The sequence below is a fragment of the Paenirhodobacter sp. genome, from assembly GCF_050177655.1.
Taxonomy (GTDB): domain Bacteria; phylum Pseudomonadota; class Alphaproteobacteria; order Rhodobacterales; family Rhodobacteraceae; genus Rhodobacter.
In genome coordinates this window covers 12,621-37,275 of the sequence record NZ_JBFXGV010000033.1, presented here as the reverse complement: position 1 = coordinate 37,275, position 24,655 = coordinate 12,621, and the positions used below count along the sequence as shown (strand labels likewise).

At 66.1% G+C, this 24,655-nt stretch carries 26 protein-coding genes and 1 tRNA gene; 12 read left to right on the top strand and 15 right to left on the bottom strand.

Features of this window, described 5'->3' with window-relative positions:
- Both AB7U46_RS12285 and AB7U46_RS12280 read left to right on the top strand, forming a co-directional pair.
- Positions 1–206 (top strand): YiaA/YiaB family inner membrane protein (locus AB7U46_RS12285; protein ID WP_428337265.1); only part of this gene is annotated, 206 nt, incomplete at its 5' end.
- 52 nt (positions 207–258) lie between these two features.
- Positions 259–1,239, top strand: coding sequence for a DUF4105 domain-containing protein (locus AB7U46_RS12280; RefSeq protein ID WP_428337264.1), 981 nt, complete (start codon positions 259–261; stop codon positions 1,237–1,239).
- A gap of 48 nt (positions 1,240–1,287) precedes the next feature.
- On the opposite strand, the gene AB7U46_RS12275 is transcribed toward AB7U46_RS12280, so the two are convergent.
- On the bottom strand, positions 1,288–3,576 hold the full coding sequence (locus AB7U46_RS12275) for an Orn/Lys/Arg decarboxylase N-terminal domain-containing protein (RefSeq protein WP_428337263.1): 2,289 nt from the start codon (positions 3,574–3,576) through the stop codon (positions 1,288–1,290).
- A gap of 393 nt (positions 3,577–3,969) precedes the next feature.
- On the opposite strand from AB7U46_RS12275, the gene AB7U46_RS12270 reads away from it, so the two are divergent.
- Complete coding sequence (locus AB7U46_RS12270) at positions 3,970–4,233, top strand: YjhX family toxin (RefSeq protein ID WP_428337262.1); 264 nt, start codon at positions 3,970–3,972, stop codon at positions 4,231–4,233.
- Between the two features lies 1 nt (position 4,234).
- Entirely contained in the window at positions 4,235–4,735 is a 501-nt protein-coding gene (locus AB7U46_RS12265) for a GNAT family N-acetyltransferase (RefSeq protein WP_428337261.1), read from the top strand.
- Between the two features lie 108 nt (positions 4,736–4,843).
- Here AB7U46_RS12265 and AB7U46_RS12260 read toward each other — a convergent pair.
- From AB7U46_RS12260 to AB7U46_RS12250, 3 genes are all read right to left on the bottom strand, one after another.
- A tRNA-Arg gene (locus AB7U46_RS12260) sits at positions 4,844–4,920 on the bottom strand.
- Between the two features lie 79 nt (positions 4,921–4,999).
- Positions 5,000–5,503 (bottom strand): DUF4405 domain-containing protein, encoded by a 504-nt coding sequence (locus AB7U46_RS12255; protein WP_428337260.1) that lies wholly within the window; start codon positions 5,501–5,503, stop codon positions 5,000–5,002.
- 95 nt (positions 5,504–5,598) lie between these two features.
- Positions 5,599–7,020 carry a sensor histidine kinase gene (locus tag AB7U46_RS12250; protein WP_428337259.1) on the bottom strand — a complete coding sequence of 474 codons (1,422 nt, stop codon included), beginning with the start codon at positions 7,018–7,020 and terminating at the stop codon, positions 5,599–5,601.
- 305 nt (positions 7,021–7,325) lie between these two features.
- On the opposite strand from AB7U46_RS12250, the gene rpmH reads away from it, so the two are divergent.
- The 8 genes from rpmH (at position 7,326) to yihA (ending at position 14,215) form a co-directional block, all read left to right on the top strand.
- Positions 7,326–7,460, top strand: a complete 135-nt coding sequence (gene rpmH, locus AB7U46_RS12245) for a 50S ribosomal protein L34 (protein ID WP_076483939.1) — start codon at positions 7,326–7,328, stop codon at positions 7,458–7,460.
- Between the two features lie 20 nt (positions 7,461–7,480).
- A complete protein-coding gene (gene rnpA / locus AB7U46_RS12240) occupies positions 7,481–7,984 on the top strand; it encodes a ribonuclease P protein component (protein WP_428337258.1) in 504 nt (167 codons plus the stop codon).
- Positions 7,981–8,253 carry a membrane protein insertion efficiency factor YidD gene (gene yidD, locus AB7U46_RS12235; protein WP_428337257.1) on the top strand — a complete coding sequence of 91 codons (273 nt, stop codon included), beginning with the start codon at positions 7,981–7,983 and terminating at the stop codon, positions 8,251–8,253. Before rnpA ends, yidD begins: the two co-directional genes overlap by 4 nt.
- Positions 8,243–9,127, top strand: coding sequence for a tRNA 2-thiocytidine(32) synthetase TtcA (gene ttcA / locus AB7U46_RS12230; RefSeq protein WP_428337256.1), 885 nt, complete (start codon positions 8,243–8,245; stop codon positions 9,125–9,127). The genes yidD and ttcA overlap by 11 nt, the downstream gene beginning before the upstream one ends.
- A gap of 80 nt (positions 9,128–9,207) precedes the next feature.
- The gene (locus tag AB7U46_RS12225) at positions 9,208–10,773 is read left to right on the top strand and encodes an EAL domain-containing protein (RefSeq protein WP_428337255.1); all 1,566 of its coding nucleotides are present in this window, start codon (positions 9,208–9,210) and stop codon (positions 10,771–10,773) included.
- 147 nt (positions 10,774–10,920) lie between these two features.
- Positions 10,921–12,801, top strand: a complete 1,881-nt coding sequence (yidC, locus tag AB7U46_RS12220) for a membrane protein insertase YidC (protein WP_428337254.1) — start codon at positions 10,921–10,923, stop codon at positions 12,799–12,801.
- Complete coding sequence (locus tag AB7U46_RS12215) at positions 12,798–13,565, top strand: MOSC domain-containing protein (protein WP_428337253.1); 768 nt, start codon at positions 12,798–12,800, stop codon at positions 13,563–13,565. The genes yidC and AB7U46_RS12215 overlap by 4 nt, the downstream gene beginning before the upstream one ends.
- Complete coding sequence (gene yihA, locus AB7U46_RS12210; RefSeq protein WP_428337252.1) at positions 13,565–14,215, top strand: ribosome biogenesis GTP-binding protein YihA/YsxC; 651 nt, start codon at positions 13,565–13,567, stop codon at positions 14,213–14,215. Before AB7U46_RS12215 ends, yihA begins: the two co-directional genes overlap by 1 nt.
- Positions 14,216–14,266: 51 nt before the next feature.
- Here yihA and AB7U46_RS12205 read toward each other — a convergent pair whose 3' ends face one another.
- The 11 genes from AB7U46_RS12205 to AB7U46_RS12155 form a co-directional block, all read right to left on the bottom strand.
- On the bottom strand, positions 14,267–15,055 hold the full coding sequence (locus AB7U46_RS12205; RefSeq protein WP_428337251.1) for an amino acid ABC transporter ATP-binding protein: 789 nt from the start codon (positions 15,053–15,055) through the stop codon (positions 14,267–14,269).
- Positions 15,056–15,067: 12 nt separating this feature from the next.
- On the bottom strand, positions 15,068–16,378 hold the full coding sequence (locus tag AB7U46_RS12200; protein WP_428337250.1) for an amino acid ABC transporter permease: 1,311 nt from the start codon (positions 16,376–16,378) through the stop codon (positions 15,068–15,070).
- Between the two features lies 1 nt (position 16,379).
- Positions 16,380–17,645, bottom strand: a complete 1,266-nt coding sequence (locus tag AB7U46_RS12195) for an amino acid ABC transporter permease (protein WP_428337249.1) — start codon at positions 17,643–17,645, stop codon at positions 16,380–16,382.
- Positions 17,646–17,764: 119 nt separating this feature from the next.
- The gene (locus AB7U46_RS12190) at positions 17,765–18,781 is read right to left on the bottom strand and encodes an amino acid ABC transporter substrate-binding protein (protein WP_428337248.1); all 1,017 of its coding nucleotides are present in this window, start codon (positions 18,779–18,781) and stop codon (positions 17,765–17,767) included.
- A 209-nt stretch (positions 18,782–18,990) separates the two neighbouring features.
- The gene (locus AB7U46_RS12185) at positions 18,991–19,719 is read right to left on the bottom strand and encodes an ATP12 family chaperone protein (protein ID WP_428337247.1); all 729 of its coding nucleotides are present in this window, start codon (positions 19,717–19,719) and stop codon (positions 18,991–18,993) included.
- A complete protein-coding gene (locus tag AB7U46_RS12180; RefSeq protein ID WP_428337246.1) occupies positions 19,701–20,381 on the bottom strand; it encodes an HAD-IA family hydrolase in 681 nt (226 codons plus the stop codon). The genes AB7U46_RS12185 and AB7U46_RS12180 overlap by 19 nt, the downstream gene beginning before the upstream one ends.
- A complete protein-coding gene (locus AB7U46_RS12175; protein ID WP_428337245.1) occupies positions 20,378–21,451 on the bottom strand; it encodes an RluA family pseudouridine synthase in 1,074 nt (357 codons plus the stop codon). The genes AB7U46_RS12180 and AB7U46_RS12175 overlap by 4 nt, the downstream gene beginning before the upstream one ends.
- Positions 21,448–21,822 (bottom strand): fluoride efflux transporter CrcB, encoded by a 375-nt coding sequence (crcB, locus tag AB7U46_RS12170; RefSeq protein WP_428337244.1) that lies wholly within the window; start codon positions 21,820–21,822, stop codon positions 21,448–21,450. The genes AB7U46_RS12175 and crcB overlap by 4 nt, the downstream gene beginning before the upstream one ends.
- Positions 21,823–21,883: 61 nt before the next feature.
- Complete coding sequence (locus tag AB7U46_RS12165) at positions 21,884–23,194, bottom strand: replication-associated recombination protein A (protein ID WP_428337243.1); 1,311 nt, start codon at positions 23,192–23,194, stop codon at positions 21,884–21,886.
- 98 nt (positions 23,195–23,292) lie between these two features.
- Positions 23,293–23,883 carry an acyl-homoserine-lactone synthase gene (locus tag AB7U46_RS12160; protein WP_428337242.1) on the bottom strand — a complete coding sequence of 197 codons (591 nt, stop codon included), beginning with the start codon at positions 23,881–23,883 and terminating at the stop codon, positions 23,293–23,295.
- Positions 23,884–23,935: 52 nt separating this feature from the next.
- A complete protein-coding gene (locus AB7U46_RS12155; protein WP_428337241.1) occupies positions 23,936–24,547 on the bottom strand; it encodes an autoinducer binding domain-containing protein in 612 nt (203 codons plus the stop codon).
- Between the last annotated feature and the right edge of the window lie 108 nt (positions 24,548–24,655).

Genomic DNA, 24,655 nt, shown 5'->3' with positions numbered 1-24,655 from the left:
TGATGGCCGGTGGCATCTGGTCGCTGCAGGCGAGCATTTCCGCCAAGGGCTTTTACGCGATGGCGGCATTGATGCTGGTCCATTCCACCGCAGCGATCACCAAGGCCTTGCGCGACAAGGAAGAATCGGATCGCATCTACAACAAGCTCGAAGATGCCCGCACCGAACGCCTGCTTGCCCAGGTCTCGGCCAAGGAACCGGCCTGAGCCGCCCTCCCCCGGGCGGCCCCGCCGCCCGGGCCCTGACACGGAGACCCCGATGACCCGCTTTCTCAAGATCCTCGCCCATCTCGGCTTTGGCCTGATCGTGATCGGCGCCGGCGCCTGGGCCGTCACCGCGCTGGCGCTGCATCTGACCGGCGCCGCCCGGATTGCGGCGATCGCCGCGGTGGCGATCGCCGGCCTCGCCGCGCTCGGGTTGCGGTTCTTGCGCTCCCGCCGCCTCGGCTGGGCGGTGCTGGCACTCGCCGCGCTCACCGTGGGCGGCTGGTATCAGACGATCACGCCCCGCGACGACCGGATCTGGGAAGACGACGTCTCCCGCGGGGTGAAGGCGCGCGTTGATGGCGACATCGTCACGCTGAGCGATCTGCGCGACTTCGTCTGGACGAGCGAGACCGAGGCGACCGAGCGCTGGATCAGTCGCAGCTATGACCTGCGCCAGCTTGAGACCGTCGACATGTTCACCTCGGTCTGGGACAACCCCGACATCGCGCATCTGCTGGTCAGCTTCGGCTTCGCAAATGGCGATCACGCCGTCTTCTCGGTCGAGATCCGCCGCGAGAAAGGCGAGAAATTCAACGAGATCGGCGGTTTCTTCCGCCAGTTCGAACTGGTGCTGAGCGGCGCGACAGCGGAAGACATCGTCAAGCTGCGCACAAATTTCCGCCGCGACCCGGTGCGGATGTATCCGATCGTTCTGACCGCAGAGCAGCGGCGCGTGATGTTCCTCTCCTATGTCGCCCTCGCCCAGCGCCTCGAGGCGCGGCCCGAGTTCTACAACACGCTCACCGCGAATTGCACGACGGTGGTCTATCAGCTCGCAAAGGTGCTCAAGCCCGATCTGCCGCTCGACTGGCGCCTCGTGTTCTCGAGCCACCTGCCGGAATATCTCGCGCAATTCGGCGTGCTGGGGGGCGAGGGAACGGTGCAGGCACGCGAGGCGGCGGCGCTGATCGACGCGCGTGCCCAGGATGCGCCGCCCGAGATGCCCTATTCGGTGGCGATCCGGCAGCGCTGAGGCGAAATGGAAAAAGGGGCGCCTTGCGGGGCGCCCCTTTCGCTTGCGTCACTCCGTCACGCAATCGGCGTAGTAGTGCATCACGCCATCGGGGCCGACCTCCTGCACGAGGCCATGGATATCGGTCTCGAACCCCGGGCATTCGCGCGCGAATTCGCGGTTGAACTTGAGATATTCGACGATCTTGTGGTTGAACACCTCGCCCGGAATGAGCAGCGGGATCCCCGGCGGATAGGGGGTGACGAGCGAGGTGGTGATCCGCCCCTCGAGATCGTCGATGCCGACCCGCTCCGTCGTGCGCCGCGCGATATGGGCGAAGGCGTCGGAGGGTTTCATCGCCGGGGTCAGATCGCTCAGATACATCTCGGTCGAGAGCACGGCGACGTCGTATTTCGCGTAAAGCCGGTGGACGTGCTGGCACAGGTCGCGCAGCCCCATCTGCTCATAGCGCTTCTGCGAGGCGCAGAATTCCGGCATCACCCGCCACATCGGCTGGTTCTTGGCGTAATCGTCCTTGAACTGCTGCAGCGCGGTCAGGAGCGTGTTCCACCGCCCCTTGGTGATGCCGATCGTGAACATGATGAAGAAGGAGTAGAGCCCGGTCTTCTCCACCACCACGCCATGTTCGGCGAGGTATTTCGTCACGATCGAGGCGGGAATGCCCCAGTCCTCGAAACGGCCGTCGAGGTTCAGGCCCGGGGTGACGATCGTCGCCTTGATCGGGTCGAGCATGTTGAAGCCCGGCGCCATGTCGCCAAAGCCGTGCCAGCTGTCCTCGCCATCGGCGATCTGCACGCCGTCCTCGTCGGTGCGGCGCAGCACCCAGTCGCGGGCGCGGCCGATCCCCTCTTCCTCGAGCTCGGTCGGCCCCCAGACCTGGAACCACCAGTCATCGGCGAATTCCTCGTCGACCTTGCGCATCGCGCGGCGGAAATCGAGCGCCTCGAGAATCGATTCCTCAACGAGCGCGGTGCCGCCCGGCGGCTCCATCATCGCCGCGGCGACGTCGCAGCTCGCGATGATCGAATATTGCGGCGAGGTCGAGGTGTGCATCAGATAGCTCTCGTTGAAGAGATGCCGGTCGAGCTTCGTCTCCTCGCTTTCCTGCACGAGCACATGGCTCGCCTGGCTGATCCCGGCGAGCAGCTTGTGGATCGACTGCGTCGCATAAACCACCGAATGCTGCGTGCGCGCCCGCTTGCGCCCCATCGCGTGGAAGGTGCCGTAAAACGGATGGAAGGCCGCATGCGGCAGCCAGGCCTCGTCGAAATGCAGGTTCTCGACATAGCCGTCGAGCGCGCCCTTGATCACCTCGGTGTTATAAAGCACCCCGTCATAGGTCGATTGCGTCAGCGTCAGAATCCGCGGCTTCACCGCCTCCGCATCGACACCCTCGAGCAGCGGGTTCGCCCGGATCTTCGCCTTGATCGTCTCGGGTTCGAATTCGGAGCGCGGGATCGGGCCGATGATGCCGTGATGGTTGCGGGTGGGCTTGAGGAAGACCGGCACCGCCCCCGTCATGATGATCGAATGCAGGATCGACTTGTGACAGTTGCGGTCAACCACCACAACATCTCCGGGCGCCACGGTATGGTGCCACACCATCTTGTTGGAGGTCGAGGTGCCATTGGTGACGAAGAAGCAGTGATCGGCGTTGAAGATCCGCGCCGCGTTGCGTTCGGAGGCGCCGATCGCTCCGTTGTGGTCGAGCAGCTGCCCCAGTTCCTCGACCGCGTTGCAGACATCGGCGCGCAGCATGTTCTCGCCGTAGAACTGGTGATACATCTGCCCGATCGGCGATTTCAGGAAGGCGACGCCGCCCGAATGCCCCGGGCAGTGCCAGGAATAGGAACCGTCCTCGGCATAGTCGAGCAGCGCGCGGAAGAAGGGCGGCTGGATCCCCTCGAGATAGCCCTTCGCCTCGCGGATGATGTGTTTCGCCACGAAATCGGGGGTGTCCTCGAACATGTGGATGAAGCCGTGCAGCTCGCGCAGCACGTCATTGGGCAGATGCCGCGCCGTCTTCGTCTCGCCATGGATGTAGATCGGCACGTCGGCGTTCTTCCAGCGCACCTCCTCGATGAAATCGCGCAGCCGGATGATCGCGGGGTCGAGCTCCGGCCCCGGGGTGAATTCCTCGTCATCGACCGAAAGCACGAAGGCCGAGGCGCGGCTCTGCTGCTGCGCGAATTGCGAGAGATCGCCATAGCTCGTGACGCCGAGCACCTCGAACCCCTCCTCCTCGATCGCCTGCGCCAGCGCGCGGATGCCGAGACCGGAGGAGTTTTCCGAGCGGAAGTCCTCGTCGATGATCACGATCGGGAAGCGGAATTTCATGGCGCACTCCTGTCGGGAAGGTTGCGTGGCGGGCCTCACCCCTGCCGGCCGGCCCCTCGCGACCGGATCATTCCGCCGCGAACCGGTGCGCTTTTCTCCCCGCTGCCCCGGGTGCAGTCAAGCGCTTCCGCGACCCGAACGGAACGCAGACACGCGAGCGTGTCCGACGCTCCCCGGAGCCTCGCGAAAAAGGCCGCTCCGCGCGTTGCGATCCGGGGTGGGCGCGCCTATATTTGCCTTCGAGAGACGGCCAAGACTGTCTTTCGGACAACGGAGACTGGATGTCAGAGCTTGTGTGATATGGCTCTCTGAACCTCAGAGAGCCGCGTGACCCCCGAACCGCCGGACGCAATCGCGCCCGGGCGTTTTTCACGTCTGTCACACGAGACTTCCATGAATATCTCAAGAAACGAACAGCGTGCGCTGCACGTTCTGGCTCTCGGCGGCCGCATTCTGCACGAACGCGAAGACGGCCCCAAGATCACCGCCGTCACCTGCGTCACGCGCGACGGGATGATCCTGTCCGACTTCGACATGACCGTCTTCAGCAAGCTGCGCCGCAAGCGGCTGATCGAATCCCGATCCGGCAGCCCCTATCGCATCTCGAAACGCGGCCGCCTGTCGGTCCGCGCCCAACTCGACAACCAGGGAGCATGACATGCTGATCCGCAATGAAACCCGAAACGACATCGCGGCGATCCGCACGATCGTGACCGAAGCGATGAAGCTGCTGCCGCAGGCGTCGGGAACGGAGGCCGACATCGTCGACCGGCTGCGCGATGACGACGGGCTGATCCTGTCGCTGCTGGCCGAGGACGAGGGGCAGCCGGTCGGCTACCTCGCGGCCTCGATGGGGCGTCTTGGCGCCGCGCAGAACTGGGGGCTGATCGGCCCGCTGGCCGTCACCCCCTCGCGGCACGGCGAGGGGATCGGCAGCGCGCTCATGGTCGAGGCGATCCATCGGTTGCGCCCCTTCTGCAAGGGGGCGGTCCTGGTCGGCGAGCCTGGCTATTATGGCCGCTTCGGCTTCAGGGCCTATCCGGGCCTGCGGGTGGGGGACTGCCCGCCGCAGTACATCCTGGCCCTGCCCTTCGACGCGGAGGAGCCGGCGGGCGAGCTGATTCACCCCGCCGCCTTCGGCCTGCATCAGGAGGGGTAAGACGCTTCCGGGGCGCAGGCGAAAGAGTGCGCCCCACCCCGACACATCCCAAACAGAAAGCCCTCGGCGATTGGCCAAGGGCGCGTGGGATCTGGATATTTTTGGAAATGGCGGACCCGGAGCGATTCGAACGCCCGACCCTCAGATTCGTAGTCTGATGCTCTATCCAGCTGAGCTACGGGTCCGCTGTGGAGGTGGGATTTAGCCCCCGGTCCAAACCTTTGCAAGGGCGAAATCACCACCTCCCGAAACTTTTTCGATCGCTTACGATTTCGGCACCAGCGCCACGGCCAGGATCTCGCGCAGCTTCCCGCCGTCGCCGCCGGCATTCGCCTTCACCGTCTTCGCCGGGTCGATGCCGGTCAGGCCCGCGGCCTCGAACTCGCTCATCAGCTGGTCGACCGGCTTGCCCGAGAGCTCGGAAAGCGTCTCGATCCGGGCGTTGCCCATCGAGTCCATCACCACCTTCGGGCCAAGGCCCGCGCCCTCGACGACGCCCGGGATCACGTTCGGCACGAAGGTCACGGCCAGCACCACCGCGCCCAGCGCCATGATCCCCGCCGCCAGCGGCCGCTTGAAATAAAGCGAGAAGGCGCGCCAGTTGAGAATCACATGCGCAATCGCGCCGGCGACCATCACGAGGCCGGCCCATTCATGGATCGTCTTCATCGTCGCGGTGTCGAGGTGGAAGAACATCAGGACGCCAGTCACGGCCATGATGAGGAAGGAGCCGATCACCAGAGGCGTGGCCCAAGAACGCAATTTCAACATAACGAAACCCCAGTTTATCCGTTGATTTGCCTATGGAACGCAGCGCGCAAGCGGTTCCGTCGCGCAAGGCAGCCACGCGCCGGGCGCAGGGCTCATTCGGCCCTCTCGCCGCCCTTCTCGCTGCCGGAGAGGTCGAAATCCTGCGGCAGATGCAGGCGGAACTCGGTGCCGGTCTCATCCGTGCGCACCAGTTCGAGCCGCCCGCCATGGCCGCGGATCAGCTCGGCCGAAATCGCGAGGCCAAGCCCGGTGCCGCCCTTCTTCACGCCGCCGGAAAACGGCTGGAACAGGTGCTCGCGCGCGCGTTCGGGCAGGCCGGGGCCGGTGTCCTGCACCCGGATCCAGTTGCCGCCCGGCTCTTCCCCGGCGCCGATCTCGATCGTGCCGGGGGCGCCCGTGGCCTCGATCGCCTGACGCGCATTGCGCACGAGGTTCGAGAGCACGCGGTAAAGCTGTTCGCGATCGGCGCGGATCACCAGATTCGGCGGCACATCGGTGACGAAGTCGATCTGCGCCGCATCGGCCGGGGGCTGCTCGCTTTCCAGCACCTCGGTCACGAGGCCCGAAAGCATGAAGCGCGAGAGCGTCGGCGGCGGTTCCTCCGCCTTGCCGAAGGCGAGCGTCGTCTCGCAGAGGTTCACCGCACGCCCGATCGAATTCATCAGCTTCGGCGCGGCGCGCTGCACGCCCGGATCCTTCGAACCCTCCATCCGGTCGGCGAAAAGCTGCGCCGTGGTCAGGATGTTGCGCAGATCGTGGCTGATCTTCGCCACCGCCTGACCCAGCTGCGCGAGGCGTTCCTTCTGCTTCAGCGCGGCGGTGAGCTGGCGCTGCATCGAGGCCAGCGCCTCCTCGGCCACGCGCAGCTCCTCGATCCGCGCCTCGGGGGCGATGATCCGGCGCGCATCCTCGGGCGCCTCGGCATAGGCGGTCATATGGGCGACGACGCGCTTGATCGGCACCACCATCAGCCGGCGCACGAGGAAGAAGAGCAGGAAGGCCGTGATCACCGAGACCATCGCCGAAAGCGAGAGCAGCCGCAGCCCGTATTCGATCATCTCGATCCGCATCGGCCCGGTCGCGAGCGTGACTTCGATCACGAGCCCGCCCTTCTGCACCGGATCGCCGATCACCCGGATCACGTGATTCTCCGGATCGGCGAGCACCGAGAGCGCATCGCGCACCCGCGTCCAGAAGGTCGATTCGCGCAGATCGAAGGTCGCCGCGATCGGCTGCGGGATCGGCGAGGACAGCACGAGCTGGCGCACCGCATCGCGGCGCAGGACGACGTTGTAGACGCCGGCGTTGTTCAACAGTTCCTGCTCGAGATCGGGCTCGATCATCTGATCGGTGGTGAGCAGCGCGAGCGAGGCGATCTGCGCACGCTCAAGGCGCGTCAGCAGATAATCCTCGCGGAAATTGGCGAGCCCGGGCAGCAGGATGAGAATCTCCGCCAACACGACGAAGACCGTCGTGAGGATCAGGAAACGCCCGGAGAGAGTGTTGATCGCCATTCTACCCATACTGGCGGGCCGCCCCGCCTGCGGGCCTTCCCCCCGCCTCACCGTACCCTTCGGCATCTGCATGAAATACCAAAGCTTTCCGGGAATAAATAGGCGCGCCTCGCCTGCGGCGGAAGGGCGCTGAGTGTCGTAACATACGCGCGAGCCCCGGAATGCCGTCGCGGGCGCGAAAAAACGCCCGCAGCGAATTGACTTGCGGCCGCATTGCCCCTATAGCCCGGGCCTCGAACATGAGCGGCAGCCGAATCCGGCAGGATTCGCGTTGCCCTACCGTAGTACGAACCGGAGTTATCGCGATGAAACGCACCTATCAGCCGTCGAAACTCGTGCGCGCCCGCCGCCACGGCTTCCGCGCCCGCATGGCGACCAAGGGTGGCCGCAAAGTCCTCAACGCGCGTCGCGCGAAGGGCCGCAAGGTTCTGTCGGCGTAAGGCTGCCGCAGCCTGACGTCATGACACCGCCGGAGGCTCCCGCGACTGACCCGCAGGGTCGGGGCGTGGGAAGCGCCCCGGCGGTTTCCGTTTGTCCGGATCCTGCCGCAAAGCCGCGCATCGAAATCCTGCGCAAGCGCGCCGATTATCTGCGCGCGGCTTCGGCGTTGCGTCAGGGCACGCCGGGGTTCCTGTTGCAGGCCCGCGCCCGACGCGAGGACGAGCCCGCGCCCGGTGATCTGGTCCGGGTCGGCTTCACCTGCTCGAAGAAGATCGGCAATGCCGTGGCGCGCAACCGCGCCAAGCGCCGGCTGCGCGAAGTGGCGCGGCTCGGTCTGCCGGGTCTCGCCCGCCCCGGATGGGATTATGTCCTCGTCGGTCGGCCCGAAGCGACGATCGCGCGCGATTTCGCCGCGTTGCAGGCCGATCTCGCCCGCGCCATCGCCGATCTGCATGCCGGCCGCAGCCAGAAACCGCGCCCGACCTCTGCCCCGCAGAAAGGCCGGCGGAGGGGCAAGGGATGAGCCCGCTCGCCGCGCTCGTCGCGCTGCCGGTGCGCGCCTATCGGCTGTTTCTCTCGCCCTGGGTCGGCCATGGCTGCCGCTATCAGCCGACCTGTTCCGCCTATGCGCTCGAGGCGCTCGAACGCCACGGCGCATTCAAAGGATCCTATCTCGCCGCGAAACGGGTGCTGAGCTGCCATCCGCTCGGCGGTCACGGCTACGATCCGGTGCCCGGCGCCGATCCTGAATTCGATGCGCAGCGCGCGCAGGAGAAACGCGATGCTCGATGACGAAGACGCCCCGATCCACCCGCTCTTCGCCGGTGCGCCCAGCTCGACCGAGTTCAAGAAACTGCGCAAGCGGATCGTGCGGGAAACCCGAGAAGCCATTGAAAAATATGGCATGATCGAGCGCGGCGCGCGCTGGCTCGTCTGCCTTTCGGGCGGCAAGGACAGCTATACGCTGCTCGCCGTGCTGCACGAACTGAAATGGCGCGGCCTGCTGCCCGTCGATCTTCTGGCCTGCAACCTCGATCAGGGGCAGCCCGGCTTTCCCGCCACCGTCCTGCCCGAGTTCCTCTCGCGCATGGGCGTGCCGCACCGCATCGAGTATCAGGACACCTATTCGGTGGTGATGGACAAGATCCCGCAGGGGCGCACCTATTGCAGCCTCTGCTCGCGGCTGCGGCGCGGCAATCTCTACCGCATCGCACGCGAGGAGGGCTGTTCCGCCGTGGTGCTCGGCCATCACCGCGACGACATTCTCGAAACCTTCTTCATGAACCTGTTCCACGGGGGGCGGCTCGCCACGATGCCGCCGAAACTGGTGAACGAGGACGGCGATCTCTTCGTCTACCGCCCGCTCGCCTTCGTCGCCGAGGCGGATTGCGAGAGGTTCGCCCGTGGCATGCAATACCCGATCATCCCCTGCGATCTCTGCGGTTCGCAGGAGGGGCTGCAACGCCAGCAGGTGAAGGCGATTCTCGACGGCTGGGAGCGTAACAGCCCCGGCCGCCGGCAGGTGATGTTCCGCGCGCTGATGAACGTGCGCCCCTCGCATCTGTGCGACCCCGGGATCTTCGATTTCGCCGGGCTGATCCGCACGGCGGCGCCGGAAAGCGCGGATTTTAACGAAAACATCCCGAATTTGCGCGGCACCCCTTAACCCATCGCTTAACACTCGGCCCTAGGTTGGACGCGATCGAGGGGCATGCCCCTCTTGTGCAAGCTGGCCGAGGGCTGAAGATGTCGAAGATCGGGGGTTGGTTGACCTCGGGTTCCGCCAAGGGAACCCGTCTGGCGAAGACGCATGCAGGGCCGATCCTGATGCGGCGCGAAATGGTCGCCTTTCTGCCCGCCGTGGCCTTGGCGGGGCTCTGGTTCGGGCTGCAGGCGATGGTCCTGCTCGGCGCGACCGCGCTGATCGTCGCCTGGATGACGCGCCCCCTCGCCGTGCCGGACGAGGAGGAGGAGATCCTGCGCGACGGCGTCACCGGCCTGCCACTGCGGGAGGAAGCCGAGGACATCCTCGGCGGCCTGATGCAGGAGGCCGCGGCGACGACGCGCGCCACCGCCTGTCTCGTGCTCGGCTTCGACGAGCCGGACATTCTCACCCGCCAGACGACGCGCTTCGAATATGACGAGGTGCTGCAACGCACCGCCGACCGTCTGCGCGGCGCCCTACGCGAATGCGACCGGGTCGCGCGCCTCGACGGGCCGCGCTTCGCGATCCTGCTCAAGCCGACCCCGCGCCCCGATCTCGAAAGCATGATCCAGCTCTCCGCGCGCCTGCAAAACGCCTGCGAGGAGCCGATCTCGATCGCCGCGCGTTCGATCACGGCCAGCTGTCACGTCGGCTTCTGCCTGATGAAACGCGCCCCCGAACCGACCGGCAAGGCGTTGCTCGCCGCCGCCGAAGTCGCCGCGGAAGAGGCGCGACGCAACGGGCCAAGCGCGATTCGCGCCTTTTCGAGCGAAGTGCAGCACGCCACCCAGGCGCGCAACGCCCTCTCCGGCGAGGTCGCCGAAGCGCTCGAGAACGGCCAGATCACCGCCTATTTCCAGCCTCAGCTCAGCACCGACACCGGCGAGATCTCGGGCATGCAGGTTGTCCCCCGCTGGCTGCACCGCGAACGCGGCGTGCTGACCGAGGTCGACATCCTCCCCGCGACCGATTCGCCGCAGCTGCGCCATCGGCTCTCCGAAGTGATGCTCTACCAGGCCTTCGGCGCGCTGCGCGAATGGGACCGCAGCTCCGAGCCCATGGGGCCGGTCTCGCTGTCGCTGTCTCCGGACCTGATGACCAATCCGAAGATGGCCGAACGGCTGAAATGGGAACTCGACCGGTTCGAGATCGCCCCCGGCCGGATCCGGCTGGTGCTGCAGCAGGCGCTCTCGTCACAGCTCGACGAAGAGGTTATCGGCCACAACCTTGCGGCCCTCAACCGCCTCGGCTGCCAGATCGAACTCGCCGGCTTCGGTGCCGGGCCGGCCTCCGTCCTCTCGATTCGCCGCGCCGGCGCACGCCGGATCCGCGTGCACCGTTCCTTCGTGACCCATGTCGATCGCGATCCGGAACAACAGCGCCTCGTCGCCGCGATTATCTCCTTCGCCGATGGACTCGGCCTCGAAACGATTGCCGAAGGCGTGGCGACGATCGGCGAGCATGCGATGCTGGCGCAGCTCGGCTGCGGTCATGTCCAGGGTCGGGCGATCGCATCGCCGATGCCGCTCGAGGAAACCCTGCCCTGGATTGCGCGCCATCGCGCCAAGCTCGCGGAAACGCCCCAGATCACGCGCCGCGGCGCGTGATCCGCCGCAACCGCGGAAACCTCCCCGATCGCGGCATTTCCGCAGGTGAGACCTGCGATACCGGCCGTTTTCGGGAAAACCGCTTGACCTTTGTCGGCCCCTTCTGTTGAACCGGGCCGAACCCGGATGGCAGGCGGATTGCACCCAATGGACAACCAGAACAGGAACCTCATCCTCGCGACCGTGCTTTCGGCACTCGTGATCTTCGCATGGACCTATCTGTTCCCGCCACAGCCGCCGGCGCCGGTCGAGGACACGACGACGGCGACCCAGACCGCGGCGAGCGATCAGGCGGCCTCGCCCACGCTTACCACCCCCGCGACGACCGAAACCATCGCTCCGGTGGCCGCAGCGACCGATGCCGTCGCCGATGCGCCGCGGATCAAGATCGACACCCCGGCGCTCACCGGCTCGATCTCGCTCGCGGGCGGCCGCTTCGACGACCTCTCGCTGAAGAACTACAAGGAAACGCTCGCCGCGGATTCGCCGCTCGTGCGCCTGCTCGCCCCGATCGGCGGCACCGATCTCGAGGCCGCGAAACCCTATTACGCGGTCTATGGCTGGTCGCCTGCCGGCGGGCTCGACCCGGCGCTCGTTCCCGGGCCGAAGACGATCTGGACCGCCCCCGCGGACGCCGTCCTCACCCCCGCGACCCCGGTCACCCTGACCTGGGACAATGGCGCCGGGCTGCGCTTCGCCCGCACCATCGCGGTCGATGACGACTACATGTTCACGATCACCCAGAGCGTCGAGAACACCGGCACCACCCCGGTGCGCCTTGCCCCCTATGGCATCATCGCGCGCCACGGCATCCCGGAAAGCCGCCGCGTCTATGTGCTGCACGAGGGTGCGGTGCGGATGACCGACGGCAAGCTCGAGGAGATCAAATACAAGGATCTCACCAAGCTGAAGACCATCGAGGGCGAAGGTCAGGCCGAGATCCTCAACGCCACCCAGAACGACTGGACCGGCTTCACCGACAAATACTGGATGACGACGCTGATCCCCGCCGACGGCGTCTCCACCTCGGTCGTGAAATACACCGCCTCCGCCGATCTCTATCAGGCCGAGACCCGCCTGCCCGTGGTCGAGGTCGCGCCGGGGATGTCCTCCTCGACGCAGAGCCGTCTGTTTGCCGGCGCGAAGGAATGGGGCGCGATCGCGCATTATCAGAACGATCCGGGCTGGCTCGACGGGCTGCTCGGCGCGAAGGTCGACCCCACCCGCCCGCAGGTCACCCGTTTCATCGATTCGATCGACTGGGGCTGGTATTTCTTCCTGACCAAGCCGATGTTCCGCCTGCTGCACTTCCTGCACGGCGCGATCGGCAACATGGGCTGGGCGATCATCGCGCTGACCTTCATCATCAAGGCGCTGGTCTTCCCGCTCGCCCGCACCTCCTACGTCTCGATGGCGAAGATGAAGGAGCTGCAGCCCGAGATGGAGGCGCTGAAGGAGCGCACCAAGGGCGACACCGCCGCGATGCAGAAGGAAATGATGGGCCTCTACAAGCGCGAGAAGGTCAACCCCGCCGCGGGCTGCCTCCCCGTGCTCCTGCAGATCCCGATCTTCTTCTCGCTCTACAAGGTGATCTACGTCACCATCGAGCTTTACCACGCGCCCTTCCTCGGCTGGATCCGCGACCTCTCGGCCCCCGATCCGTCCTCGATCCTGAACCTCTTCGGCCTGCTGCCGGTGGCGACGCCGGAACCCGGCTCGATGTTCTTCATGTTCTCGCTCGGCGTGCTGCCGATCCTGCTCGGCATCTCGATGTGGTTCCAGCAAAAGCTGAACCCGGCGCCGACCGACGCGACGCAGGCGATGGTCTTCGCCTGGATGCCCTGGGTCTTCATGTTCATGCTGGGCAGCTTCGCCTCGGGCCTCGTGCTTTACTGGATCACCAACAACACGATCACCTTCCTGCAGCAGTACACGATCCTGACGATGCACGGAAAACGGCCTGACCTCTTCGGCAATATCAGGGCGAGCTTCAAGAAAAAGCCCGCCGTCGAGCCGCCGAAGAAATGACGGCGCAGCTCGCCCATATCTTCCGTCATCCGATCAAGTCGATCGGGCTCGAAGAGATCGCAGGCGCCTCCCTGGCAATGGGGGGCGCTCTGCCTTTCGACCGGGAATGGGCGGTACTGACCGAGATCTCCAAGATCGGCCGCACCGAGGAGGGCCTTGCCACCGCCTGGGGCAAGAAGGTGAATTTCGTGATCGGCCGCTCGGCCCCGGCGCTGATGCAGGTCACCGCGCGGGAAACCGCGCCCGGGCGCTGGCGCTTCGAGCACCCCGACGTCGCGCCGCTCGAGATTGCACCTGCCGCGGCGGAGGATCAGGCCCGTCTGATCGAGTGGTTGCGCCCGCTCTGGCCCGCCGAGGCCCCCGCCCCCACCGCGGTGGTGCGCGCCCCGGGCCAGCCGCTTTGCGACGAACCCTATGCCTGCCTCTCGCTGATCGGCGCGGCCTCGCTGGCCGATCTCGAGGCGCGCAGCGGCATGACGTTGTCGACCCGCCGCTTCCGCGCCAATCTCTGGGCCGAGGGCTGGGCGCCCTTCGCCGAATTCGAGCTGATCGGGCGCCGCCTGCGCATCGGCACAGCCGAATTCGAGGTGAAGGAGCGCGTCGGCCGCTGCCGCGCCACCGACGTGAACCCCGAGACCGGGGCGCGCGACATCGACATGCTCAAGACGCTCGAAGGCCTTTACGGCCACACCGATCTCGGCGTCTTCCTGACCGTCACCGAGCCGGGCGTGATCGCGCGCGGCGACCGGATCGAGGTGCTCTGATGGACATGAAATTCACCCTCGCCCCCGAACCCGACGACGCCTCGCGCGAAAAGGGGCGGCTGCTCTTCGCCGCGCCGGTCGAGTTCCTCAAGGGCGTGGTCGCGATGAACGGCATGCCGCCGGCCGACCGGCTCGAAGTCTGTTTCGCGGGCCGCTCGAACGTCGGAAAATCGAGCCTGATCAACGCCTTGACCAATCGCAAGAACCTCGCGCGCGCCTCGAACACCCCGGGCCGCACGCAGGAGATCAACTTCTTCACCACCACCGACGGCCCCTATCTCGTCGACCTGCCCGGCTATGGCTATGCCGAGGCGCCGGTGCCGGTGGTGCGAAAATGGCAGGAACTGCTGAAGGCCTATCTGTCCGGTCGCGTGAACCTGCGCCGCGTCTTCGTGCTGATCGACGCGCGCCACGGGGTGAAGGCGGTGGACGAGGAGATCCTGAAACTCCTCGACCGCTCCGCCGTGACCTTCCAGGCGGTGCTGACCAAGGCCGACAAGATCTCGAAGACCGAGCGCGAGAAGGTCATCGCGCAGGTGATGGCCGCGCTTGCCAAGCACCCCGCGTCGCATCCCGAACTCGTCGTCACCTCGTCCGAAAAGGGCGAGGGCGTCGAGATCCTGCGCACGATCATCGCCACGCTGGAGTGACCCGCCGCCCCCGGCAGGGATGACGCGGGGCGGCTTGCCGCCCCGCTTTGGTCAATGCCCGAGGATCTGGCTCAGGAACTGCTTCGTCCGCTCCGACTGCGGGTTGTGGAAGAAGTCATGCGGGTTGTTCTGTTCGACGATCTGCCCGTCGGCCATGAAGATCACCCGGTTCGCCACCGCCTGCGCAAAGCCCATCTCGTGGGTCACGCAAAGCATGGTCATCCCCTCCTCGGCGAGCTGGATCATCGTGTCGAGCACTTCCTTGATCATCTCGGGGTCGAGCGCCGAGGTCGGCTCGTCGAAGAGCATGATCCGCGGCTTCATGCAGAGCGAGCGGGCGATCGCCACGCGCTGCTGCTGCCCGCCCGAAAGCTGGCCGGGGTATTTGTGCGCCTGATCCGGGATCTTCACCTTCTCGAGGAAATACATCGCCGTTTCAATGGCTTCCTTCTTCGGCACCTTGCGCACCCAGATCGGTGCGAGGGTGCAGTTCTCGAGGATCGTCAGATGCGGGAAGAGGTTGAAGTGCTGGAACACCATGCCCACTTCCGAGCGCACCTTGTCGATGTTCTTCAGATCCGAGGTCAGCTCGATCCCGTCGACGATGATCTTGCCCGACTGGTGTTCCTCCAGCCGGTTGATGCAGCGGATCATCGTCGATTTGCCCGAGCCCGAAGGCCCCGCGATGACGATCCGCTCGCCACGCTGCACGGTCAGGTTGATGTCGCGCAGCACGTGGAACTGCCCGTACCACTTGTTCATGCTCTCGATCTGGATCGCGACCTCGTCCGAGACCATCATCTGGCTGCGATCGACGGTGCGTTCGATTTGCTCCGACATGGTTCAGGCTCCTTAACGGTGGTCACGCTTCAGCTTGCGCTCGAGATACATCGCGTAGCGGGACATGCTGAAGTTGAGGATGAAGAAGATCGCCCCGACGAAGATGAAGTGCTCCCAATAGGTGCCCTTCCAGGCGATGTCGGCGCGGATCGAATCGGGGATGGATTTGAGCGGATCGTAGAGCCCGACGAAGGTGACGAGCGTCGTGTCCTTGAACATGCCGATGAAGGTCGAGACGATGCCGGGGATCGAGATCTTCAGCGCCTGCGGCAGGATGATCAGCCGCTGCGCCTTCCAGTAGTCGAGCCCGAGCGCATCGGCCGCCTCGTATTGCCCGCGCGGCAGCGCCGCGAGACCGCCGCGGATCACCTCGGCGATATAGGCGGCGGAGAACATCGTCACCAGGATCATCACCCGCAGGATGATGTCGAAGTTGGTGCCCGGCGGCAGGAAGTAGTTGAGCAGCAGCGAGGCGACGAACAACAGCGAGATCAGCGGCACGCCGCGGATGAACTCGATGAACATGATCGAGAAGCTCTTGATCAGGAACATGTCCGACTGCCGGCCAAGCGCCAGGATGATGCCGAGCGGCAGCGACATCGCGATGCCGCCGGCGCCGAGCGTGATCGCCAGCAGGAAGCCGCCGAACTGGCGCGAGGCCACGGGTTCGAGCGCGATCGGCAGCACCTGCGAGAGCAGATCGTCGATCGGCCCGGTCGCGAAGAGCCAGAACAGCACCGCGACCACGACACCGGCACCGACGCCGAGCGGCACGCCCCAGGGGGCGAGCGCCTTGAGCACGGCGAAGGCGATGCCGAAGCCCACCCCGATCATCACCACCGGCCAGAGCGAGCCGCCCCAGAGCAGCCAGATCGCGACCAGCGGGAAGATCATCGAAAACAGGAGCATCTGGCGCGGCAGCACCGGGAAGAGGATCGGCGCCACCGCGACGAACATCAGCACGAAGGTCAGCACCGGGCGCCAGAACAGCTCCGGCGGGTAGAAGCCGAAGATGAACTGCGTCCAGCGATCGCGGATCACCGCCCAGCAGGCGCCGGTCGCACCCTCGCCGTAGCGCTCGGTGATGATCGTGCGGCACTCCGGCAGGCTTTGCGCGTTCCAGACCCCGTGCGAAAGCCAGGGGTAGAAATGCGACACCAGGAAATAGACGATGAAGGCGCCGGCGAGGGTGAGCAGCGTGTTGAGCCAGCTCGAGAACAGGTTCTCGCGCAGCCATTTCACGCCGCCGGTCTGCGCCGTGGGCGGCGGCTCCTGCGGCAGCATCTGCTCGCGGACATAGGGGCGTTGGGTCGAAGCGGTCATCTCAGCGCTCCTTCAGCTTCACGGAGGCGTTGAACATGTTCATCAGCCCCGAAATCGTCAGCGAAATGCCGAGATAGATCAGCATCATGAGGAGGATCGCCTCGAGCTCGCGCCCGGTCTGGTTCAGCGTGATGCCGCCGAGCGTGCCGCGCAGGTCCATATAGCCCACCGCGATCGCGAGCGAGGAGTTCTTCGTCAGGTTCAGATATTGCGAGATCAGCGGCGGCACGATCACCCGCAGCGCCTGCGGCAGGATCACGAGCGACATGATCCGCCCCGAGCGCAGGCCGAGCGCCGCGGCGGCCTCGGTCTGGCCCTTCGAGATCGCCATGATGCCGGCGCGCACGATCTCCGCGATAAAGGCCGCGGTATAGAGCGACAGCCCCGCCCAGAGCGCGACGAAGGCGTTCGTCACATTGGTGCCGCCGGTGAAGTTGAAGCCCTTCAGCGTCGGCTCGACCAGATGGAAGCCCAGCGCCACGAGCAGCACGACGAGCGGGCCGAAGAGGATCAGCAGGCTCTTCCACCAGGTCACCGGGCGGGTGCCCGTCTCGTTCTGGACCTTCGCGGCATGGGCGCGCAGCTTGCCGTTCACCCAGATCGAGGCGATCAGCACCACGGCGATCGCGAGGAAATTGAGCGAGATCGGCGCCAGCGGCGTGTCGACCACGCCAAGCGAGCGGTCGAATTGCGCGGCGGGGATCGCGGTATAGCGGTTGGTGAAGGCGACCGAATCGAACAGGATCATCTGCGCATTCGATTCACCCGTGGTCGCGTTGACCTTATAGGCGTTCGGCGAGGGGGTGATCTCGGTCAGCACCGCCATCGCGACGAGGATCCAGAGCAGCACCGGAATGTTGCGGAATGTCTCGACATAGACGGTCATCAGCCGCGCGACGAGCCAGTTGTTCGAAAGCCTCAGCACGCCGACGAAAACGCCGATCACCGTGGCGGCGGCACAGCCCAGGATCGAGACCCAGAGCGTGTTCAGAAGCCCCACGAGCATCGCCCGCGCATGGGTGCTGTCGTTCGAATAGGGGATCAGGTGCTGCGCGATGTCATAGCCCGAGCGATTGCCCAGAAAGCCGAAGTTGAAATCCTTGCCCAGCGCATTGAGGTTCTGGATCGTGTTGTCGACGAGCCAGGCGAAGCCCGCCACCACCAGGATCAGCGTGACGAACTGGATCGTCAGCGAGCGGTATCGGGTGTCGTAAATAAGCTGGCTGAGCCGAAAGCCTCGGCCCGGCGCGTCAGAGGCGCTTGTCATTCGTTTTCCCCTGTCCCCATGCCTGTCCGGGCTTTGCGCCCTGTTTGCGGGAATGTCCCGGCACGGGTTACGTTGAAGCGAGAGGGGCGCGCAGTTCGCGCGCCCCTTCGAAGATCAGATCAGCGGAACGGCGGGGTGTAGAGCAGGCCGCCCTGCTTCCACTGCGCGTTCAGGCCGCGGGCAAGCCCGATCGGGGTCGATTCGCCGATCGTCGCGGCGAAGATCTCGCCGTAGTTGCCGCCGGCCTTGATCGCGTTCACGGCCCAGTCGTTGTCGAGGCCGATCATCTTGCCGAGGTCACCCTCGACGCCGAGGATGCGGTTGATCTCCGGGTTGTCGGTGCCCTTGGCCAGCTCGTCGATATTGGCCGAGGTGATGCCGTATTCTTCCGCGGCGATCAGCGCGTTGAGCGTCCAGCGGGCGATGTCGGCCCATTGGTCGTCGCCCTGGCGCACGGCCGGCCCGAGCGGTTCCTTCGAGATGATTTCCGGAAGGATGATGTGGTTTTCCGGATCGGCGAAGGCGGCGCGGGTCGCGGCGAGGCCCGAGGCGTCGGTGGTGTAGGCGTCACAGGCGCCGGCCAGATACTGCTGCTCGCCTTCCGCGTTCGAATCGATCGCGATCGGCTGATAGGTCATGTTGTTGGCCTTGAAGTAGTCGGCCAGGTTCAGCTCGGTCGTGGTGCCGGTCTGGATGCAGATCGAGGCGCCATCGAGTTCCTTCGCCGAGGTGATGCCGCTGTCCTTGCGCACCATGAAGCCCTGGCCGTCGTAGTAGTTCACGCCGACGAAATCGAGCTTCAGGTCGGTGTCGCGCGAGAAGGTCCAGGTGGTGTTGCGCGACAGGATGTCGACCTCGCCCGAGGCGAGCGCGGTGAAGCGGGTCTGGCCGGTGGTCGGAACGTATTTCACCTTCGAGGCATCGCCGAGCACGGCGCCGGCGACGGCCTTGCAGATCGCGACGTCGAAGCCCGACCAGTTGCCGTTCGCGTCGGGCGCGGCAAAGCCGACGAGCCCGGTGTTCACACCGCAGTTCAGCACGCCGCGCGCCTTGACGTCCTCGAGCGTCGTCGCGCCGGCGACGGAAGCGAGGGCACCCGCCGCGACCAGCGTGCCGATGAATACGGATTTCTTCATGTTTACCTCTTCCTGAGTTGCCGCGCGTTCGGAGCGCGGTTGGATGCCCGTGTCGGGTCTGGATCGTCGTTGGGGGAAGATCCCCAGTGCCGCAAGTGTGATCGAAAGGTCAAATAAAGGTCAAGGCCAGTCCGCGCCTTTTTGCCCGGCGATTGCCCTCGCCTTGGGCAATTGCCCGCGGCGTGCCCATTGACGCCGCGGGAGTTGCGTCAATTTGCATCAGTCGCGGCGGGGTGGCGCAGCGCCCAGAATCGCTCCGCGGCCAGAAGCGCCTCTTTCTTGAGCAGGGCCTGCTCGCGCGCTTCCTCGTCATCGCCCCATTGCGCGATCTGCCATTCCTCGTCGATGCGCGAGAGATCCCAGGCCTCGGCCGCGCCAAGCCGCCCCTGCACCACCGCAAGGCCAAGCACGAGCGAGCCGGTGATGCCGACGAGATCATGCAGCGCGGCGAGCTCCCATTCGTCGAGCGCGGCGACCTGCGCGGCAAGCGCCGCGATCGCCTCGGCGGGCTGCGCGACGGGCAGAATGCCCTGCGTCACCGCAAGCCGCGCGCCATGGGTCGCATGCGCCCAGTCGAGGAGCGCGTCCCATCCCTCCGCCTGCAGCGCGATCAGCGCCTCGGGCGCCTCGGCGCGGTAGCACAGCAGATCGGTCTCGCCATAGGCGGCGATCAGGGCGGCGACCTCGGAAAGCTGGGTGCGCACCTTGTCGATCGACGAATTCGCCGCGCGCGTCACCGGCATCGAGGCGGGGTCGACCTTGCCCTCCTGCGCGTCCCATTCCGCCGCGATCGCCTCCGCCATCGCGCGCGTCGGCACCACGAGCGGCGCCTTCGCCGGCGTCTTCACCGCGCGCCCGTCGAGATGCACGGCGAAACCGCCCTCGACCTCGTTCACCCCGGCTTCCTTCCAGAAGCGCTTCACTTCCCAGGCGCACATGCCTCTTCCCCCAGCAATTCCCCGATCGCCGCCTCGAGCGCGGCGAAATCCGCAACGATCCGGTCGGCGCCGGCCTCGACCAGCTCCTCGACCGGGTGATAGCCCCAGCCCACCCCGATCGTCGCCAGCCCCGCGGCACGGCCCATCTCGATGTCATAGGTGGTGTCGCCGATCATCACCGCATCGCGCGCCTCGACCCCGCCCTCGGCCAGCGCGGTGAACAGCATCGAGGGATGCGGTTTCGAAGGGTGATCGTCGGCGACCTGCCGGGTGATGAAATAGCCCGAAAGCCCGTGATGCTCGATCAGCGCGTCGAGGCCTCGGCGCGATTTCCCCGTCGCCACGCCGAGGAGCAGATCCTCGCGCCCGGCAAGCCGGTCGAGACAATCCCGCGCGCCCGCGAAAAGCGGCGCCGGCTCGGCGATCCGCCGGGTCTTGTAGCTGTCCTTGTAGAATTCGACGATCCGCGCCTGCGTCGCGGCGCTTTCCTGCGGCACGAGCTGCGCCACCGCCTCGGGCAGCGAGAGGCCGACGATCGAGAGGATCGCCGAGCGCGGCGGCACCGGCAGGCCCAGCTGCGCAAAGCCCCAGTCCATCGCGGCGCAGATCTGGTGCTGGCTGTCGCTCAGCGTGCCGTCGACGTCGAAGATGACGAGCTTCATTCCTCCTCCGCGAACGGGTCTTCGGGCGCGTCGCCCTCGTTCCAGCCAACCGTCTTCCAGGTCCGCTTCATGTGCTCGGGCAAGGGCGCGGTGACGGTGATCCGCTTCTTCGTGATCGGATGGTCGAAGCTGATCGTACGCGCATGCAGATGCAGCTTGCGCGAGATCTCGCCGCCCAGCTGCGCGCCCCAGCCGTCGCCGAGGTTCTCCTGCCCCGAGCCGCCATATTTGCCGTCGCCGATGATCGGATGGCCGATCTCGGCCATATGCGCGCGCAGCTGATGCGTACGCCCGGTGATCGGCACGAGCCCGACCCAGGCGCAGCGCGTGCCAAGCGCGTCGATCACCGCGTAATCGGTGGTCGCGCGTTTCGCGTCGGGGGTGGCGGCGATCTTCGCGGGATGGATGCAGATCATCTTCTCGCCCTCGCCGCCGCGGCCGTGGCCCGGCGCCTTCACGAGGCCATAGCGGATCGTGCCCATCTTCGGGTTCGGCAGGCCGGCGACCGCCGCCCAGTAGATCTTGCGCGTGGTCTTGAGCCGGAACGCCTCCGACAGGGCCCGCGCGATCCGGTCGGTGCGCGCGATCAGCAGCACGCCCGAAGTGTCCTTGTCGAGCCGGTGCACCATCTTCGGCCGGTCCTTGTAGCCGAATTTCAGCGCGTCGAGGAGGCCGTCGACATGGCGATCCCCCTGCCCCGACCCGCCCTGCGAGGGCAGCCCCGGCGGCTTGTTCAGCGCGATGATATGCTCGTCCTTCCAGAGCACACAGCGCTGGATCATCTCGGCATCGGAGGCCGGGATCTCGCGCCCCTCGCGGCGCGCATCCGAGCGGCGCTCGGGCGCGGTGCCCTCGGCCCCGGCCGCGGGCAAGGGCGGCACCCGCACCTCCATCCCCGGCGCGATGCGGGAATTCGCCTTCACCCGGGCGCCATCGACGCGGCATTGCCCGGTGCGGCACATCTTCTCGACCGCCCCCTGCGTCAGCTGCGGAAAGCGTTTCTTCAGCCAGCGGTCGAGACGGCTTTCGCCCTCCGCCTCGCTGACGGTGATCATTTGAACCGAACTCATGCCAGCACCCAGCGCATCAGATGCACCCCGAAAATGAGGCCCGAGAGCGCCGCGAGAACCGAGGCGGCGACGTAAAAGGCCGCATGGCCCATGTCACCGCGTTCGATCAGCGTCCAGGTCTCGAGCGAGAAGGAGGAAAAGGTCGTGAAGCCACCGAGCACCCCGGTCGCGAGCAGCGCGTTCCAATGCGTCAGCTCCTTTTGCCCGAGGAAGGTGACGAGCGCCCCCATCAGGAAGGAGCCGACGATATTGACGAAGATCACGCCAAGCGGGATCGGCTGCGGGCCAAGGAGGCGCAGGATCGCGATGCCCGACAGATAGCGCCCCGAGGCGCCGATCGCGCCGCCAAGCGCGACTTGCAGCAGGTTCATCAACATCTCACTCTCCAGCCCATTCCGAAGCCCCCGCTCAAAGCGCCCCGGCGCGCAAAAGTCAACCGCCGCGCTTGTCGCGCAGCTTCGCGAACCACTCGACCCGCTTTTTCAGCTCGCGCTCGAAGCCGCGTTCGACCGGGGCGTAAAGCACCGGGCGCTTCATCGTCTCGGGGAAATAGTTCTGCCCCGAGAAGCCGTCCTCGGCGTCGTGGTCATATTGATAGCCCGCGCCGAAACCCTGCTCCTCCATCAGCCGCGTCGGCGCGTTGAGGATATGCCGCGGCGGCGGCTCCGAGCCCGAACGCCGCGCTGCCTCCCGCGCGGCCTTGTAGGCGACATAGCCCGCATTCGATTTCGGCGCGAGCGCGAGATAGATCACCGCCTGCGCCAAGGCGAGCTCCCCTTCGGGAGAACCGAGGCGTTCGTAGGTTTCCCAGGCATGCAGGCAATGGGTCTGCGCCTGCGGATCGGCGAGACCGATATCCTCGACCGCCATCCGCACGAAGCGCCGCGCCAGATAACGCGGATCCTCGCCGCCCTCGAGCATGCGCGCATACCAGTAGAGCGCGGCATCGGGGTCGGAGCCGCGCACCGATTTGTGCAGCGCCGAGATCAGGTTGTAATGCTCGTCCCCCGACTTGTCGTATTTCGCCGCGCGTCGCATCAGCCGGCTCGACAGCTGCGCGGTGTCGAGCGGCGCGCTGACCTTCCAGGCCATCACCTGCTCGATCAGGTTGAGCGCGGCGCGCCCGTCGCCATCGGCCATCTCGAGCAGCGCCTCGCGCGCGGGGGCCTTGAGCGGCAGCGCACGGCCCAGAACCTGCTCGGCCCGCTGCGCGAGCCGTTCGAGATCGGCGAGCGAGAGCCGCTCGAGGATGATGACCTGCGCGCGGGACAGCACGGCGGCATTCAGCTCGAAGCTCGGGTTTTCGGTGGTGGCGCCAACGAGGAGGATCGTGCCGTCCTCCATCCAGGGCAGGAAACTGTCCTGCTGCGCCTTGTTGAAACGGTGGATCTCGTCGACGAAAAGCAGCGTGCCCTTGCCCTGGGTGAAGCGCAGCCGCGCCGCCTCGAAGACCTTGCGCAGCTCCGGCACGCCGGTGAAGATCGCCGAGATCTGGACGAAGGCGCGATCGGTCTCATGCGCGAGCAGCCGCGCGATCGTGGTCTTGCCCACGCCCGGCGGCCCCCAGAAGATCACCGAGCCGAGCGACCCGGCCGCCAGCATCGCGCCGAGCGGCCCCTCGGGGCCAAGCACATGCGTCTGCCCGATCACCTCGGAAAGGTGCTGCGGGCGGATCCTGTCCGCGAGCGGCCGGGGCGCCTCGGGCGCCGCGGCCTGCGGCTGAGCGTCAAAGAGATCGGGCATGATGGCTCACATTATCGCCCCCTTCGCGGCTGCGAAAGGGGCGAGGGCACGGGCCCGAAGGCCCGCGCCATGGCCGGTCTGACCTCCCGGCCCCGCCATCAGTGCATCTTGCCCGCGAGGTCGATCGAGACGCATTGATAGTCGCCGTCGTCGATGAACATCGGGCGCCCGATCGCCTCGGCGGCCAGGCCGCAGCGGCCGTACCAGCGCGGCCAGTTCGCCGCGGTGAGCGCGATCAGCTTCGTCGCCCCCAGTTCGCGCGCCGCGCTCACCATCGATTCGGCGAGGCGGAAATGTACGCGCCGGCGCAGGCTCTGCGGGATGTCATGCGAAACGAAGACGCGGGTGCTCTCCCAGATCTGCGGCGAAACCGGCGCCTCGCCGTAAAGCAGGTCGGACGGGATCGAGCCGCCGAGCAGCCCTTTCTGCGCGTCGCGGATCATGTAGGAATAGATGCCGCAGCGCGCCGTGGTCGGCGTCAGGCGCATCCCCGCAAGAACGTGGCCGAAGTCGTGGATAGCGATCCAGCGGCTTTGCGGCGTGTCATACTGGTCGAACTCCATGCCCATCTCCTCGGGCAGGTCCCAGTTCTTCTGAACGATGAAGCTTTGCCGTCTGGCGCGAAAAAGGTTTGCGAAAAGCTCGCCATAGTTGTGCATGTTGGCAAAGGAAAGTGTAGTGGTCTGCATGGTCTTTCTCCGGGTTGGCAGCTATGCCCGGGGCGGACCGATGCGGGGAGACCTAAAGCAGCCGGTACTCCTTCGCTCTCTGGATTGCTTCGGCAGTGGTTCGCGCCATCAGGCGCTCCCGTGCCGCAAGAAGACGCGCCTTGAACGCACTTTGCGTAATCCCCAGTTTCGCAGCGGCAGCGGCATGTCGGTCCCCCGCAGCGATGCACCGCAGGGCCTCGATCTGAGCCTTCGTCAGGCTCTCCGGCGGCTGCGTGATCTCGTGCAGACGCCGGATCTGGTGCGAGATCGCGTCAATCTCGTCGTCGGTGAATTCCCTGGCACGCGAGGTGAAGCTCGCGATCGTGCGCGAGCTGATCGGGCCGCAGGAAACCGTGATACCGTAGTTGAGCCCGTAGCGTTTCGCCTCGTCGAGGATGCGGAACGGGTCGGGCAGGGTGAAATCGCTCCAGCGCGCCGCACCCTCGGCCGAGAACCCCCAGGCGATCGTCGGATCGCGCAGGGCATAGGCCTCGCGGGTGTAGTGGTCGGTCCAGGCCTCGGGATAGGTCTGGAACTGCATGATCGGGGCGGCGAATCGGATATGCAGGCCGATGAAGTAACCGTCCGGGGCGAGACGGTTCAGCTCACGAAGGCACTTGTTGATTTCGGCGTGAATGGACATGTCTTTTTAGACAGGTGCGCGCAGAAATAATCAACTATGAATTGTATCCCGGGCCGCAACAGCGCGTTGCCGTAGCGGCAGTCAAATGGCTTTCCCCAAAAGAAAAAT

Excerpts from the sequence above, each read along its gene's own strand:
- AB7U46_RS12280 (WP_428337264.1), top strand. The coding sequence starts at position 259 with ATGACCCGCTTTCTCAAGATCCTCGCCCATCTCGGCTTTGGCCTGATC.
- AB7U46_RS12275 (WP_428337263.1), bottom strand. The coding sequence starts at position 3,576 with ATGAAATTCCGCTTCCCGATCGTGATCATCGACGAGGACTTCCGCTCG.
- AB7U46_RS12270 (WP_428337262.1), top strand. The coding sequence starts at position 3,970 with ATGAATATCTCAAGAAACGAACAGCGTGCGCTGCACGTTCTGGCTCTC.
- AB7U46_RS12265 (WP_428337261.1), top strand. The coding sequence starts at position 4,235 with ATGCTGATCCGCAATGAAACCCGAAACGACATCGCGGCGATCCGCACG.
- AB7U46_RS12250 (WP_428337259.1), bottom strand. The coding sequence starts at position 7,020 with ATGGCGATCAACACTCTCTCCGGGCGTTTCCTGATCCTCACGACGGTC.
- rpmH (WP_076483939.1), top strand. The coding sequence starts at position 7,326 with ATGAAACGCACCTATCAGCCGTCGAAACTCGTGCGCGCCCGCCGCCAC.
- rnpA (WP_428337258.1), top strand. The coding sequence starts at position 7,481 with ATGACACCGCCGGAGGCTCCCGCGACTGACCCGCAGGGTCGGGGCGTG.
- yidD (WP_428337257.1), top strand. The coding sequence starts at position 7,981 with ATGAGCCCGCTCGCCGCGCTCGTCGCGCTGCCGGTGCGCGCCTATCGG.
- ttcA (WP_428337256.1), top strand. The coding sequence starts at position 8,243 with ATGCTCGATGACGAAGACGCCCCGATCCACCCGCTCTTCGCCGGTGCG.
- AB7U46_RS12225 (WP_428337255.1), top strand. The coding sequence starts at position 9,208 with ATGTCGAAGATCGGGGGTTGGTTGACCTCGGGTTCCGCCAAGGGAACC.
- yidC (WP_428337254.1), top strand. The coding sequence starts at position 10,921 with ATGGACAACCAGAACAGGAACCTCATCCTCGCGACCGTGCTTTCGGCA.
- AB7U46_RS12215 (WP_428337253.1), top strand. The coding sequence starts at position 12,798 with ATGACGGCGCAGCTCGCCCATATCTTCCGTCATCCGATCAAGTCGATC.
- yihA (WP_428337252.1), top strand. The coding sequence starts at position 13,565 with ATGGACATGAAATTCACCCTCGCCCCCGAACCCGACGACGCCTCGCGC.
- AB7U46_RS12205 (WP_428337251.1), bottom strand. The coding sequence starts at position 15,055 with ATGTCGGAGCAAATCGAACGCACCGTCGATCGCAGCCAGATGATGGTC.
- AB7U46_RS12200 (WP_428337250.1), bottom strand. The coding sequence starts at position 16,378 with ATGACCGCTTCGACCCAACGCCCCTATGTCCGCGAGCAGATGCTGCCG.
- AB7U46_RS12195 (WP_428337249.1), bottom strand. The coding sequence starts at position 17,645 with ATGACAAGCGCCTCTGACGCGCCGGGCCGAGGCTTTCGGCTCAGCCAG.
- AB7U46_RS12190 (WP_428337248.1), bottom strand. The coding sequence starts at position 18,781 with ATGAAGAAATCCGTATTCATCGGCACGCTGGTCGCGGCGGGTGCCCTC.
- AB7U46_RS12185 (WP_428337247.1), bottom strand. The coding sequence starts at position 19,719 with ATGTGCGCCTGGGAAGTGAAGCGCTTCTGGAAGGAAGCCGGGGTGAAC.
- AB7U46_RS12180 (WP_428337246.1), bottom strand. The coding sequence starts at position 20,381 with ATGAAGCTCGTCATCTTCGACGTCGACGGCACGCTGAGCGACAGCCAG.
- AB7U46_RS12175 (WP_428337245.1), bottom strand. The coding sequence starts at position 21,451 with ATGAGTTCGGTTCAAATGATCACCGTCAGCGAGGCGGAGGGCGAAAGC.
- crcB (WP_428337244.1), bottom strand. The coding sequence starts at position 21,822 with ATGAACCTGCTGCAAGTCGCGCTTGGCGGCGCGATCGGCGCCTCGGGG.
- AB7U46_RS12165 (WP_428337243.1), bottom strand. The coding sequence starts at position 23,194 with ATGCCCGATCTCTTTGACGCTCAGCCGCAGGCCGCGGCGCCCGAGGCG.
- AB7U46_RS12160 (WP_428337242.1), bottom strand. The coding sequence starts at position 23,883 with ATGCAGACCACTACACTTTCCTTTGCCAACATGCACAACTATGGCGAG.
- AB7U46_RS12155 (WP_428337241.1), bottom strand. The coding sequence starts at position 24,547 with ATGTCCATTCACGCCGAAATCAACAAGTGCCTTCGTGAGCTGAACCGT.